The sequence below is a fragment of the Nonomuraea sp. KM90 genome, from assembly GCF_052246675.1.
GTDB lineage: Bacteria > Actinomycetota > Actinomycetes > Streptosporangiales > Streptosporangiaceae > Nonomuraea.
In genome coordinates, this window is the sequence record NZ_JBQQCB010000076.1 from 1 (window position 1) to 13,224 (window position 13,224).

Here is a 13,224-nt window from a genome sequence, read left to right on the forward strand (position 1 = left end):
TCTCACCGGCGGGTCCGGTGGCCTGGCGGCGGGGCATGTCGGCGCGCAGGACGGACCAGTGCGCGGGGTCGAGATCGAGTTCGGCGGCGATCTCGGTGGGTGTGGGGAAGTGGGCGTCAGGACCCTGGTTCCACGACCACGGCGCGGTGGAGCCGTGGTCGACGATCAGCAACAGGCCGCCGGGGTGCAGGGCCCGTGCGGCGGTGCGCAGGACTCGGTCGCGGAGCATCGGGAACGGGGTGTGGAAGTACTGGGCCGAGACGAGATCGAACCGGCCGGCCGGGAAGCTGCCGGCCAGGTCGTGCTGTTCGGTGGTGACCCGGTCCGCGACGCCGAGCTCGCGGGCGCGTTCCCGCACCCGTTCGACGGCGGTGGTGGAGATGTCCACGGCGGTGACGTGCCAGCCCCGCCGGGCGAGCCAGATGGCGTCGCCGCCGGCGCCGCAGCCCAGGTCCAGGGCCGAGCCGGGGCGCAGCGGGGCGGCGGTCTCAGCGAGCAGCGGGTTGGCGCGCGCGTCCCAGGTGCGCCGGGCACGGTAGTGCCGCTCCCAGAACAGCTCGGCGTCCTCGTCCGCCGCGCCGTGTCCGTCCGCACTGTGTCCACCCGCGCCGTGTCCGTCCGCGCCGTCGGACGTGGGTCGCCGGTGTCCGGTGGGATCCATCTGAGTCGCCCCTTCGTCGGCCGGCGTGCCGTACGCGATCCGATGCGTACGTCCGGCGCCGGTGATGTACCGACAGCATCGCCACCCCCGTTTCCCACTTGCAAGAAAAGTTGCGGATCCGCATTATCGAGGCATGGACCACCCCGCAGGAGACGTTCTGGCCGGAGTCGGACCCCGCTTGCGTGCCCTGCGCCGGGCGCGGGGCGCCACGCTGGCCACGCTGGCGGACGAAACCGGCCTCACCGCGAGCACCCTGTCCCGGCTGGAGAACGGCAAGCTGCGCCCCACGCTGGAGCAGTTGCTGCCGCTGGCCCGCGCCCACGGCGTCCCGCTCGATGATCTCGTCGCGGCCCCGCCCACCGGCGACCCGCGCATCCACCTGCGGCCGGTACGGCGATCCGGGCTGGTGCTGGTGCCGCTGACCAGGCGGGCCGGCGGCATCCAGGCCTACAAGGTGATCTATCCCCCGGCCGGCCGGTCGCCCACGATGAACCTGCAGACCCACGAGGGATACGAGTGGTTCTACGTCCTCAACGGGCACGTCAGGTTCGTGCTCGGCGAGCAGGAGTTCCGGCTCGGCGTCGGCGAGGCCGCGGAGTTCGACACCCGCATCCCGCACTGGATCGGCAGCGCCGGCAGTCAGCCCGCGGAGCTGCTCACCCTGTTCGGCGCGCAGGGAGAGCGTGCCCATCTGGCGCCGCTCGAGCACTGACCGACCCGGCCCCCACCGGCCGACCCCGCCCGTTCGGGCGCCGAGCAGCCCGCTCGCTCAGCTCGGAGCCGCTGGGCGCGTAGGCCGCGCCGGGGTCGTGGCCGCTGCCGAAAGTGCGGGTCGTCCCACCGGATGCCGGAGAACCGCCGTCTTGACGTCGGCGGCCATCGGAGGCCCTACCTTCTCACCGCCGGCCCGCCCCCGCGCAGGTGCTGGAGCGCGCGCACCGCATCGCTGACGTCTGCGAGGCCCACGGCGTGACACCGCCCGAGGCCGCGATGGCCTTCCTCTGCGGCATTCGGACGGCACGATGAGGGCGGTGCTCACCTGGCCGGCTGCCATTGGGCTTCCATCCAGACCGTGTCGTCGTAGGTCAACGCTTCGACGCGGACACCCGGCGTGGCCGGCGCCGGCACGTCGATCTCGCCGCAGTCGGCGACCACGCTGACCGACACCAGCGCGGCGCTGCCCACGACCGTGACGCGTGCCCGGGTGGCCGAGGTGGCGAGGACGACGAGGACCGCCTCGGTGAGGTCCCGCCTGACCGCGACCGGCGGTGCCGGCCACTGGCCGCGCGCGTCCAGCTCCACCACGACGCCCTTGCGGTCCGCCACGTCAATGCAGTGGCGCAGCTCGTGCAGCAGGGGGTTGGCGACGGTGTCGGACTCGGCGAACAGCCTGCGCATGCGTGCCGCCTCGACGGCGCAGCTCCGCTGGACCAGCTGGTCCTCAGGGTGGAGCGATCCGTCGGCCAGCCCCTCCAGCAGCGGCACCGTGGTGGCCGACAGCTCGGCGAAGCGCTGTTGCCTGCGGCGGTGCGACTCGGCGGCGACGGCTTCCGCGACGCGTACCCGCTCGATCTCCCTGCGCGCGGCCACCGCCGCCGCGCCGAGGCTGCGCAGCACGGTCGCCACCACCGCCACGCACAGCGGGAAGCCGATCACGGTCACCGACCCGGTCGCGAACCGGGCCAGCTCCCCACGGGAGGCCCCTTCGAGCAGGAGCAGGTTGAGCAGCGCGGTGAGCTCGTGGGCCAGCAGGAACAGCACCGCGGTGCGCAGCGGGCGGTCCAGCACCACGACGAGGCCCGCCCAGTTGGCCGCGCCGAACATCCAGTCCGTGCCGGTAGAGGTGCGGCCGTCCGGCAGGGTCGCGTACGACAGCATGGACGCGGCGAGCACGACCACGATGGCCACGCCGCGCAGCCGGCCCCACGACCGCCCGCGGACGAGCAGCACGGCCTCCGCGATCAGCACGACGCCGAGCACGGCGAATGCGCCCAACTGCGTGAGCGGCGTGTCGTAGGAGCCGAGGTGGCGCACCAGGTTGGTGAGCCCGAGCCCGAACACGATCGCCATGGCGATGACCAGCGTCGCCACCCGCAGGCCGCGCCGTAACTGCGCCCGCGTGGACTCCTCGACGGCGTCACCCGCAACGGCCGCGCTCGCCCCCGGCACGCCGTCCGGCCTCGCGCCACTCTTCCCGGGGCCACTCACGGCGTCGCCCAGAAAGGCGTCGCTCAGGAAGGCGTCATTCGCGGCGGCCTCTCTCACGCCGGTACGACTCGCGTCGGCGTCACGCATCGGCGGCGTCACCCGCCAGTGCCCGCCATTCGAGCCGGACCCGAGTCCCCTCGCCGGCGGCGGAGGTGACCGTGGCCGTGCCGCCGACGCGCTCCATCCTGCCGCGTATGGACTCGCGCACCCCGCGCCGGGTCCCCGGCACGGCGTCCGGCGAGAACCCCTTCCCCTGGTCGGCGATGTCGAGGCGGAGCGCACGCGCGTCCCCCCGGAGCCGGACGGTCGCGCGGGCGGTGCCCGAGTGGCGGCGTACGTTGGTGAGAGCCTCGCCCGCCGCGTCGGTGATCGCCCTGGCGACGTCGAACGGAAGGCGGAGCCGCTCGGGGCCGTCGAAGTCCACGGTCAGGTGCGTGACGGCGAGATCAGCACGCAGCAGGTCGACGAGGTCGGCCTCCTCGGGTGCCCGCCCGCTGACGGAGCGCAGCCTGTCCAGGTCGCGCCGCGCCTGCGGGGCCAGCCAGCCGGCGTCCGAGCGCACCTGCCCCAGGCCCACCATCAGCAGGGTCGTCGCCGCCGTGTCGTGCAGGGAGTTGACCTGCTCGCGTTCCTCGGCGCGTACGGCCTCGGCCACCGTGGCCTCGCCGCGCGCCCGCAGGGCCTCGGCCGCCATCAGGTCGGCCCGTTTCGCCGCATGGCGGACGAGGATCCAGGCCGCTCTGGAGAGCGCGGCGGCCGGCACCGCCCACATCGTCCCGGTGACCAGGCTCACGTCCACCTCCCACGCCCCCGCCTCAAAGAGGATCGCCACCGCCCCGCCCCCGCCGACGAACGCCGCCGTGCCGCCCGCCGCCGGTGAGGTGTGCCACTGGTAGGTCACGCAGGCGAAGGTGACCAGCAGCCGCAGCCACCCGGTGTTCCTGGCCTCCACGGCGTCGGTCCAGAAGATGCTGCCGAACAGTCCCAGCAGGACGGCCACGTCGAGGGCGACGAGCGCGTTGCCCCGCCCCGCCCGCAACCACCACGCGAACACACAGGTCCACACCGCCGCGACGCCGACCACGGCCGCGGTGCTCACCAGTTGCTCGGCCGGGGCCCGGAAAAGGGCGATGGCGCAGATCGGCACCAGCGTTGCCAGACGTACCGCGCAGGCGTACCTGCGCCCGAAGCGCACCAGCAGCCCCGCAGCCTCCCCTGCCAACCGCCACCTCTCGGACCGCCCACGTCCCTGCCGTCACGGCAGCCTAACGTCTCCACCATCGGGAGATGTCGTGACTTGGGGAATTCGCGCGGATCGACGGGTGGGCGTCCGCCGCCCCGGATGAGCCACGCGCCGTCAGGTGGGGAGAGCAGGCCGAGCCCTCCGGCGTTGGCGGCGTCGGAGCGGGGTTCCGGCTAGGGCTAGGGGGAGGCCGGGCCGAGGCTCCAGCCGGTGACATTGCCCTTGACGTCGCCCGCGGCCAGCCACGACGCCCCGTCGTCCTCGGCGATCGCCACCGAATAGACGCGCCCACCGGCGGACTTCAGCGGGTCGCCGAGTTGCTTGCCGCTGCGCAGGTCCCAGACGCGGACTGTTCCGTCGAACCCGCCGGAGGCGACGACCGCGCGGCCCTTCACCCTGCCCACCGCCAGGCAGGCGATCTCGGCGGTGTGGCCGGAGAACGCCGCGAACTCCGCGCCGCTGCGCGCGTCCCAGACGCGGACCTTGCGGTCGGAGCCGCCGCTGATCCCCACCGGCGTGCCGTCCATCGCGGTGGTCGCCACGGCGAAGACGTCACCGCTGTGGCCGCGGAAGGTGGCGCCCGCAGAGCCGGTCTCCAGGTGCCACACCTGCGCGGTGTCGTCGGCCGACGCGGTCACCGCGAACGGACGCCCGTCGATCGTGCCGGTCGCGACGCCGAACACCGGGTCGCCACCCGCCGCCTTGGGCTGGGGCCCGGAGTCCTTGCCCGTTGTGGGGTCCCAAACGTGGACCTTTCCGGCCTCATCACCGCTGATCAGGACCGTCTTGCCCGACACCTGCGCGGAGGCGATCGTGTAGACCATCTTCTGGTGGCCTCGGTAGGTGGGGCCGACCGGCTCGGTGCTCCCCGCGCGGGAGACGATGACCCCGCCGTTCCGCAGCCGCCTGAACGCGGCCGCCTGCCCGTCCACCTCGCCCACGTCGATGGCGGCGCCCGTCTCCTCGCCGCCGGCGGTCCTCAGCTCGGCGAGCTCGCTGGGGCGCGTGCCGAACTTCCACGCTCTGGCCACCCCCTTGGTGCTGCCGGCCAGCACCGCGCGCTGTCCGACGTAGGTGCTCACCGCCAGGCTGTTGACCTCGCCGCCGAGGGTGACCCTCGCCATCCTCCGGCCGTACGGCCGAGCGGCGACGCCGGCCGTCGCCGACGGTGTGCCCGCCGTCGCCGAGGACACGGGCGTCGCCGGCGAGTCGCCCGCTCCCCCTCGCAGGACCACCACCAGCACGCTCACGAGCACCGCCACGGAGACGGCCGAGCCCACCACCAGGAGCCTGGACCGCTTGCCGCGTGCGTCCGTGATGAGGGCGGCAGGCGGCGCCCCCTCCGCGGACGGCGCACCGAGGCCGGACGGCGCGCCGAGACCGGGCGTCGCACCGAGACCGGACGGCGTACCGGGACCGGGCGTCGCGGCGGGTCCGGCGAGGGGCGGCCCGGCCGGCGGCATGCCGGTGGACGAGGTCCAGGCGTGTGCCGCTCCAGCCGGTGGAGCCGCGCCCGAGTCACCGCCGACGGGCCTGGTCACGCGCTGGTCGTGGCCGAGGAGGAGATGCAGGGCCTCGGCCGACGTGGGGCGTTCCCGCGGTGCCTTGGCCAGGCAGCGGAGGAGAAGGGCGCGCAGGGGCTCGGGGACGCCGTCCAGCCGCGGCCGGTCGTTGAGGATGCGGTACATCACCGCGGGCAACGTGTCCTGGCCGAACGCCGGGCGCCCGGTCGCGGCGAAGCCCACGGTCACCGCCCAGCTGAACACGTCGGACGCGGGCAGCGCCGGCTCGCCGTGGATCACCTCGGGAGCCATGTACGCCGGGGTGCCCACCGAGCCGGCGGTGGCGGTCACGTCGACGGCGCGCGCGATGCCGAAGTCGATCACCCGGGGGCCGTCGGAGCCCAGCAGGACGTTCGACGGCTTGAAGTCGCGGTGGACGATCCCGGCCCGGTGGATGGCCGCCAGCGCGGTGGCCGTGCTGACCGCGATGCGGTCGAGCGCGCCTCCGGACCTGGGGCCGTGCTCGCGGACGGAATCCTGCAGCGACGGGCCGTCGACGAACTCCGACACGATGTAGGGCCTGTCGCCGTCGACCGCCACGTCCAGCACGCGGGCCGTGCAGAACGCGGCCACCCGCATGGCCGCGTCGACCTCGCGTAAGAAGCGTTCGCGCGCCTCGCTCCTGCCCGCCAGCCGGGCGTGCAGCACCTTGATCGCCACCCGCTCGCCCGAGGCGTGCTCGGCCAGGTAGACCACGCCCTGCCCGCCCTCACCGAGGCCGCCGACGACGCGGTAGTCACCCAGCCGGGTGGGTTCGCCGGCCTGCAGGGGGCGGAACATGGTTCTCGACGATACACGTTCCGCAGATAGAGGGCGATCCTGCACTTCACGGCCGCTGGACAGGGTTCTTCGCCGGGTCCCGACCGGCCGGATCAGGGGAGAGCCGAGGTGCCGGACGACCGCAGTTCCTCGGCCGTGATCCGTTCGAGCCGCTTGTGCCGGGTCTCCGGGCCGAACGCGATCAGGGCGATCAGGGCCAGGGCCATCGGGACGACGCCGACAGCGGCGGTCACCCGTACCGAGGGGACCGCGACGGCGGTGATCACCAGGGCCAGGATCAGAACCCCGCCGGCCTTGGTCGCGCCCGCGGACAGACCGCTCGTGCGCGCGCGGACGACGGTCGGATAGATCTCGGCGGTGTACGCGGCGAGCACGGCGTTCAGGATGCTGATCCCCCACACCGGCACGACGAGCAGGACGTACAGCAGGCCGCGATTGGCGGCCACCTGGTCGCCCAGCGCGGCGAAGGTGGCGAGCGATCCGCCCATCAGCGCGATCAGCAGGATGATGGTCTTCTTGCTGCTCCAGAACCCGTACAGCAGCGCGATCGGCACGCTGAACGGGAAGCCGATGATCGCGGCGTTGCGGAGGATCTCGCTGGCGTCCACCTCGGAGAAGCCGAGCCGCTGGAGGTTGGACGGCATCCACTGCTGGAAGCCGAACTGGGTGGTGCCGATGCTCAGCCCCAGCAGGACGACGACGGCGGTCAGGCCGAGGAACGGCTTGCTGAACGCCAGCCGGGTGCCGCGGTCCAGGTCGCGCTCGACGGCGAGCTCCGACTGCGTCTCGACGATGGTGGCGCCGTACTTGCGCATGACGGCCCTGGCCTCCTCGTCCCGGCCATGCATGATCAGGAAGCGGGGCGACTCCGGGATCCAGCGGTTCAGCAGGAGCAGGATGAGACCGGTGGGCAGGCCGACGAGCCACAGCAGGCGCCAGCCGAACGCCTCGGGCGCGGCCCAGGTGGAGGCGAGCCAGCTCACGATGATGTACGCGCCGGCGATGTCGCTGCCGATGAGCACGATCATCCAGCCGCGATGCCTCCTGGGCACCGTCTCCGAGAGCAGCACGAAGGTGAGGGGGAGCATGCCGCCCACGCCGAGGCCCATGGCGAGGCAGGTGACCAGGTTCATCCAGAATTCGGGCATCGTGCCGCACGTCGACGTCGCGATGAAGATGATCGCCGCCAGCAGGATGGACGCGCGCCGCCCGATGCGGTCGCCCAGCCAGCCCCAGACGAACGAGCCGATCATGATGCCGGTGACGCCGGACAGCGGGTAGAGGGCGATCGGCAGCGCGTCGGCCGTGGGGTTCAGCGGCCCGCGCAGCCCGTACTCGGCCGCGGCGCCGGGAACGAGGAACGCGAAGGCGGTCGGCTTCATCACGTCGATCGTGATGGCGGCCGCCATGACCAGGAGCAGCCCGACGTGGGCGGGTCTGATCCGGGCGTCGTCGAGAGGGGCGATGCTCACCCTGCTCAGCTCGGGCCGCCTGCCACCCGACCGTGGGAACAGGCTGTAGGCGGTGACGCCGACGCCGACGAACAGCAGGATCATGCCGATGGCCATCTCGGTCGTCACCGGCATGCCGGCCATGTGATAGTGCATGTCACGGGCCATGAAGTAGCTCGGCAGCTGCAACAGCACGCCGACCGTCGTGATCGTCACGCCCGACCAGAACGCCGGCGTATGTCCATGCGAGGCGGCCCTCATGGTGCGCACCTTCCAGCCGTTTCCGGCAGGGAGTCGAGTACGGATGGCGGAGCCTGGAGCGCCAGGACCTCGAGGGCTGTCCGCATGTGGTCCTTCAGCCGCGTCCGATCCGTGCCGGCGGCCGGCGGCGCGTGCCAGGCCCGGCGGATCTCGCGAATCCGGTTCCACCTGTGCCGAGCCGCGGCGACGAGCTCGGCGACCTCCGGCGGCGGGTCCGCGTCCGGCCGGAGAAACCCCTGGACCACGCCCATCGCCCAATGGGGTGCGACCCAGTCGTGATAGGCGCGCATCATGACCGCTCGCTGGCCCGCGAAGTCGTCCGGGTCGCGGGCGATGGCCTCGGCCAGCAACTCCGCCTGGACGAGGCCGAGCCCCGCGCCTCGCGAGGTGAGCGGGTTCAGCGCCGCCAGCGCGTCTCCGATCTGGTGGAGCCCGCACGGTCCGGAGAACGCGGACAGGCGGATTCTGCTCCGCAGAAATCCGAAATCCTGGATCGGCGCGAGCGGGACCGCGTCCCGCAGGCACGATCGCAGCCGCTCGGACGCCAGAGCCGCGCGGTAGGACTCGAGCATGACCTGCCGGCCGGGCGGATGCCGGTCGCCGCGCAGGGCGACCAGGACCGAGGCGAAGGGCGGATCGTGCACGAACAGCCGGACGTGCACGACATCCCTGGACGGAGCGGGGCTCCACAGCGCGACGGCGTCCCGCGCGGCGGCGAATCCCGCGTCGGTCAGCCGGAAGGGCTGGGAGGTGTAGTAGAGGTGCGACCTCATGCTGACGTACGGCGCGGCGGAGGCGAGCCGCGCGTGGATGCCCGTCGCGTCGATGACCAGCCGGGCGGGAAGGACGGCCTTCGCCGTGCGCACGCCGCGCACCCGCGCCCCGGGCTCGTCCTCGGTCACCACGTCGAGCACCCGCTCGCCGAACCGGAGCGTCAGGCTGGGGAGATCCCGCGCGCAGGCGAGGAGGGCCCGCTCCAGCAGGGCACGGCGAAGGGCCATGAAGGCGGCCGGTGAATCGCCGGGATGTTCGACCGCGTCGCGGGCGCCCAGCTCGTAGACCTTGCGCGTCACGTCGGGCAGCGATCGCCACAGGATGTCACGCGCTCCCGCCATGAGCTGGTGGGGGCGCCGGGCGTGTGCCGCTCCGGCGCGAAGGGCGGGATAGCCCTCGCGCCGGCCGAACGCGGCGCACTCGTCACGTTCGATGACCGTCACGGGCAGGCCGTGCCGGGCGAGCATCATCGCGACCGACATGCCGGTTGTACCGGCGCCGACAACGACGATTCCTTTTTCGACTTCATTGGCAACCGAGATATCGACCACGAATTTCACATTAGCCGGTGCATCGGCCGGGCCACAGGTCCGGAAAATGACATGGCGCATGTCCGCTTGCTGACCGGAAAAACTCTTTCGCCGCGCACCGGCGCCGGTAATGATGACCGGGCAAGTTCCGTGAATCCAGGAAGCGGGCTCACGGTGACCATCGATCGAAAGGATCACAGCATGAACGACGTGCTGAAGCTGCAGATGCAGGCCACTGTCGACGCCGGCGACTCCGGCATCGAAGAGGACGCGCCCATCAGCACGCTGAGCTGGTCGCACTGCTCGAACGAGAACTAGGTCGTCCCGGGCGCGGGACTCGTCGATTCCCGCGCCCACCCTTCTCGAATTGCTGGTGCCGTACGAAGTCAAAAACAAAGAATGGCGAGCTCCGACCATGGTGCACTTCAGACGTGTTTCCGACCTCCGGCTTTATCTGACCGGGCAGGCCGCCTCGGTCTTCGGCAGTAGCCTCACCGCCACCGCCTCCTCCGTGGTCGCCGTGATCAACCTGCACGCCACCCCCCGGGAGATCTCCCTGATCGTGGTGAGCGCGACCCTGCCGGCCTTGCTGTTCGGGCCGATCTGCGGTGTCCTGGCGGATCGGATCGTCCGGCCGCGCCGCATGCTCGTGCTGATCGACCTGCTCTGCGGTGGCGTGGTGCTCGCCTGTGCCGCCGCGGCCTTCACCGGCGCGCTGACGATCGCCTGGCTGTGCGCGGTGGGTTTCCTGATCGGCCTGGCGGAGATCGTCGTCTTCGCTCTGTACTTCACCCATCTGCGCAGCCTCGACGATGTGGAGAACGTGGGAGCGGCCCGTGGGCGGCTGCAGTCCTCCGAGATGATCTCGCGTGCCGTCGCGGGCACGATCGCCGGTCCCCTGCTGGCGACGCTGGGTGCTCCGCTGCTGTTCCTCCTGGACTCGTTGACCTACGCCTTCAGCGCCTCCTGCCTGCGCGCCCTGCGATCACCGGATCGGCGGTCGAGCAAACCGGAACCCAAGGCCGGGATCCTGCGCGAGATGCGCGCCGGGGTGTCGGTGATCCGCGCGCACCCGCTGCTGTCCGCCTTCGCGGCCTACGCGTTCCTGCTCAACGTGGCGACCCAGGGCACGCTCGCCCAGCGCTCCCTGTTCCTGCTGGACACGTTGCACCTTCCCGTCGCCCTGTACAGCGCCCCCATGGTGGTCGCCACGCTCCTCGGCGCGGTGGGCTCGCTGGCGGCGCCCAAGCTGCTGGAGCGCGGCCACTCGCCGCGTCGCCTCCTGCTGGCGTGCTCGCTGGCGGCCGTGCTCGCGACCCTCGCGTTGCCGCTGGCCGGCGGGCCGCTCTGGGCGGTGCTGGCCCTGGTCACGATCGGCATCGGGCTGCCCGTGTTCTTCGGGGCAGCGGGCAACCTGGCGCTCATCACCATCCTGTCCGACGACATCGGGGACGAGTACTTCGGCCGGATGACCACGCTGCTCACCACGGTCGTGACGCTCGCGAGCGCCGCCGGCGCCCTCCTGGGCGGCGTGCTCGGGGAGCGGTTCGGCGTGCGCAACGGTATCTGGCTGTGCCAGGCCATCGCCCTCGTCGCGGTGACCATGCTCCTCATCTCCGTGCGGCGGGGCCGTGCGCGCGCGGCCGGCGCTCCCGCCGGTACGACCGCGGGAGTGCCCTCGTGAGATATCCGGATGCGCGGCGGGACCCGGTGACGGAGCGCCGTCACCGGCATCTCGTCGCGGACCCGTACCGCTGGCTGGAGGACCCGGACTCCGAGGACACCCGGCGATGGCTGCGCGAGCAGCAGGCGCTCAGCGTCGGCTGTCTGGAGCGCCTGCCGGGCAGGCGACGGCTGAGCGCGATGTTGCGCGACCTCGCCCCCCGGCCGTCCCCGTCCCCGGCCAGGACCGCGGGCTCCCGCGGGTTCCGGGCCGGTCCCTTCGGGCCGGACGAGCGCTGGACGCTACAGGTGCGGGAGCGGGCGGGGTGGCGGACGGTCGTGGGCGTGACCGACCTGCATCCCCACGCCACCGTCGCGAGCTGGCAGCCGTCTCCCGCCGGGAGCCTCGTCGCGATCCAGGTCCTCGTGGCCGGAGCCGAGGACCGGACCCCCCTGTCGCTGGTGGACGTGACCACCGGACGCGTCGTGGAGACCGTGTCCGGGACCCGGTACTCCCCGATCGAGTGGCGCGCGGACGAGCAGGCGTACTTCTGCGCGCGCGGCCACCTCGACCGGCCGGGTACGGGCGTCTACCACCACAAGATCGGCGGCGACGTCACCGCGGACGAACTGGTCGCCGGCGACGAGGCGGCGACCACCCGCTATCACGTGGCGCTCTGGCACGACCGCTGGCTGGTCGTCACAGTCCGGGACGGGACCGCGCGCGACACGCGGGTGAGCGTCGCCGACGTACGAGCGGGCGGCCCGCTCCGCCCGCTGCCGCCAGGGGCCGGAGCCTCGGCCGTCGTGGTGGTGGACGACGACGACCGGCTGGTGGCCTCGTCCTCGACGGCCGGCGGCTTCGGGCAGGTGCTCGTCGCGGACCGCGCCGGCGACGGCTGGGGGCCCTGGCGGGTCCTGCTCCCCGAGGACACCTCCGGGGTCCTGGCCGGCGTGACCCTCGCCCGCACCGAGCGCGGCCGCCGCCTGGTCGCGCTGCGCAACCGGGACGGCGTCAGCCGGATGACCGTGCACGACGCGACGACGGGCGCCGCGCTCACCGAGGTCGGGCTGCCCGGTGACGGGACGGTGAGCTCGATCAGGCCGACGGGCGATCCGGCCGTCCTGGCCCTCACCTATGCCGGGTGGGACACCCCGCCGTCGGCATGGCGGCTGGATGTGCGTTCCGGCCGCGTGACCCCGTGCGACGGGGCGCCGGCACGTCCGGACGTCGAGGTCAGCCGGCACGTCTACCACTCGGCCGACGGGACCGAGGTCCCGCTGACCATCCTGGCCGGGTGCGGCGCGGAGCGTCCCCGTCCCACCCTGCTGGCGGTCTACGGCGGCTTCGGCATCCCGGCCCGCCCCTCGTTCCAGCCCGACCTGCTGGCGTGGGTGCTCAACGGCGGGTACGTCGCGGTCGCCGGGATTCGCGGCGGCGGCGAGCGGGGCCGTCGATGGCACCAGGAGGGCAGCGGGGCGAACAAGGGCAACGCTCTCGCGGACCTGCACGCGGCCGGTGACTGGCTCGTCCGGCACGGTTGGACGCGGCGGGACCAGCTGGCCCTGCTCGGCGGCAGCAACGGCGGCCTGCTGGCCATGGCGGCCGCGGTACAGCGGCCCGAGGCGTACGCGGTCGTGGGGTGCGCGGGTGCGCCGTTCGACATGATCCGCTATGAACGCTGGGGATTGGGCGAGGCGTGGCGCGAGGAGTACGGTTCCCCGGACGAGCCGGCGGGGCTCGAGGCGCTGTTGAGCTACTCGCCCTACCACAACGTGTCCGCCGGGCGCCGCCACCCCGCGACGATCCTGATCACGGGGAGCAATGACACGCGCGTGGACCCCCTGCACTCCCGCAAGATGGCCGCCCAGTTGCAGCACGCGACGACGGGCGGACCGGTCCTGCACTACGTGGTGGAGGGCGCGGGCCATACGGGGGCCCGCGGCGAGCAGGGGATCTGGAAGACGGCCGCCGCTCTCGCGTTCATCGCCCGGCATACCGGACTGGCGCTCGCGGACGACGGGTGACGGGCGGTGGAACACGGTGGAACGGACGAGTCACGCCTATACCGACGAGGGGGCTCATCGTCAA

The 13,224-nt window shown here is 72.8% G+C and carries 9 protein-coding genes and 1 pseudogene; 3 read left to right on the plus strand and 7 right to left on the minus strand.

All coding sequences use genetic code 11. The annotated features are described in order from the left end of the window. The coding region (locus ACTWPW_RS43270) for a class I SAM-dependent methyltransferase (RefSeq protein ID WP_443172123.1) at nucleotides 1-661 on the minus strand (661 nt) is incomplete at its 3' end. Nucleotides 662-794: 133 nt separating this feature from the next. Between ACTWPW_RS43270 and ACTWPW_RS43275 the strand changes: the two genes are divergently transcribed. Further along, nucleotides 795-1,373 carry a helix-turn-helix domain-containing protein gene (locus tag ACTWPW_RS43275; RefSeq protein WP_443172124.1) on the plus strand — a complete coding sequence of 193 codons (579 nt, stop codon included), beginning with the start codon at nucleotides 795-797 and terminating at the stop codon, nucleotides 1,371-1,373. Between the two features lie 323 nt (nucleotides 1,374-1,696). On the opposite strand, the gene ACTWPW_RS43280 is transcribed toward ACTWPW_RS43275, so the two are convergent. The 6 genes and pseudogenes from ACTWPW_RS43280 to ACTWPW_RS43305 form a co-directional block, all read right to left on the minus strand. Further along, nucleotides 1,697-2,956 carry a hypothetical protein gene (locus ACTWPW_RS43280; protein ID WP_443172125.1) on the minus strand — a complete coding sequence of 420 codons (1,260 nt, stop codon included), beginning with the start codon at nucleotides 2,954-2,956 and terminating at the stop codon, nucleotides 1,697-1,699. Next, entirely contained in the window at nucleotides 2,949-4,091 is a 1,143-nt protein-coding gene (locus ACTWPW_RS43285) for a sensor histidine kinase (RefSeq protein WP_443172126.1), read from the minus strand. Before ACTWPW_RS43285 ends, ACTWPW_RS43280 begins: the two co-directional genes overlap by 8 nt. 200 nt (nucleotides 4,092-4,291) lie before the next feature. After that, nucleotides 4,292-6,454 (minus strand): WD40 repeat domain-containing serine/threonine protein kinase, encoded by a 2,163-nt coding sequence (locus tag ACTWPW_RS43290; protein ID WP_443172127.1) that lies wholly within the window; start codon nucleotides 6,452-6,454, stop codon nucleotides 4,292-4,294. Between the two features lie 92 nt (nucleotides 6,455-6,546). Continuing rightward, on the minus strand, nucleotides 6,547-8,166 hold the full coding sequence (locus ACTWPW_RS43295) for an MFS transporter (protein WP_443172128.1): 1,620 nt from the start codon (nucleotides 8,164-8,166) through the stop codon (nucleotides 6,547-6,549). Beyond that, a complete protein-coding gene (locus tag ACTWPW_RS43300; protein ID WP_375114494.1) occupies nucleotides 8,163-9,422 on the minus strand; it encodes an NAD(P)/FAD-dependent oxidoreductase in 1,260 nt (419 codons plus the stop codon). Before ACTWPW_RS43300 ends, ACTWPW_RS43295 begins: the two co-directional genes overlap by 4 nt. Next, a pseudogene (locus ACTWPW_RS43305) lies at nucleotides 9,423-9,887 on the minus strand (hypothetical protein); the annotation flags it as partial. It lies immediately after the preceding gene. On the opposite strand from ACTWPW_RS43305, the gene ACTWPW_RS43310 reads away from it, so the two are divergent. After that, entirely contained in the window at nucleotides 9,886-11,154 is a 1,269-nt protein-coding gene (locus ACTWPW_RS43310; protein ID WP_443172129.1) for an MFS transporter, read from the plus strand. The pseudogene ACTWPW_RS43305 and the gene ACTWPW_RS43310 overlap by 2 nt on opposite strands. Further along, the gene (locus ACTWPW_RS43315) at nucleotides 11,151-13,160 is read left to right on the plus strand and encodes a prolyl oligopeptidase family serine peptidase (protein ID WP_443172130.1); all 2,010 of its coding nucleotides are present in this window, start codon (nucleotides 11,151-11,153) and stop codon (nucleotides 13,158-13,160) included. The genes ACTWPW_RS43310 and ACTWPW_RS43315 overlap by 4 nt, the downstream gene beginning before the upstream one ends. Nucleotides 13,161-13,224 lie beyond the last annotated feature (64 nt).

Bases quoted from the DNA above. Each gene is read 5' to 3' on its own strand.
- ACTWPW_RS43275 (WP_443172124.1), top strand. From the start codon at position 795: ATGGACCACCCCGCAGGAGACGTTCTGGCCGGAGTCGGACCCCGCTTG.
- ACTWPW_RS43280 (WP_443172125.1), bottom strand. From the start codon at position 2,956: ATGCGTGACGCCGACGCGAGTCGTACCGGCGTGAGAGAGGCCGCCGCG.
- ACTWPW_RS43290 (WP_443172127.1), bottom strand. From the start codon at position 6,454: ATGTTCCGCCCCCTGCAGGCCGGCGAACCCACCCGGCTGGGTGACTAC.
- ACTWPW_RS43295 (WP_443172128.1), bottom strand. From the start codon at position 8,166: ATGAGGGCCGCCTCGCATGGACATACGCCGGCGTTCTGGTCGGGCGTG.
- ACTWPW_RS43300 (WP_375114494.1), bottom strand. From the start codon at position 9,422: ATGTCGGTCGCGATGATGCTCGCCCGGCACGGCCTGCCCGTGACGGTC.
- ACTWPW_RS43310 (WP_443172129.1), top strand. From the start codon at position 9,886: ATGGTGCACTTCAGACGTGTTTCCGACCTCCGGCTTTATCTGACCGGG.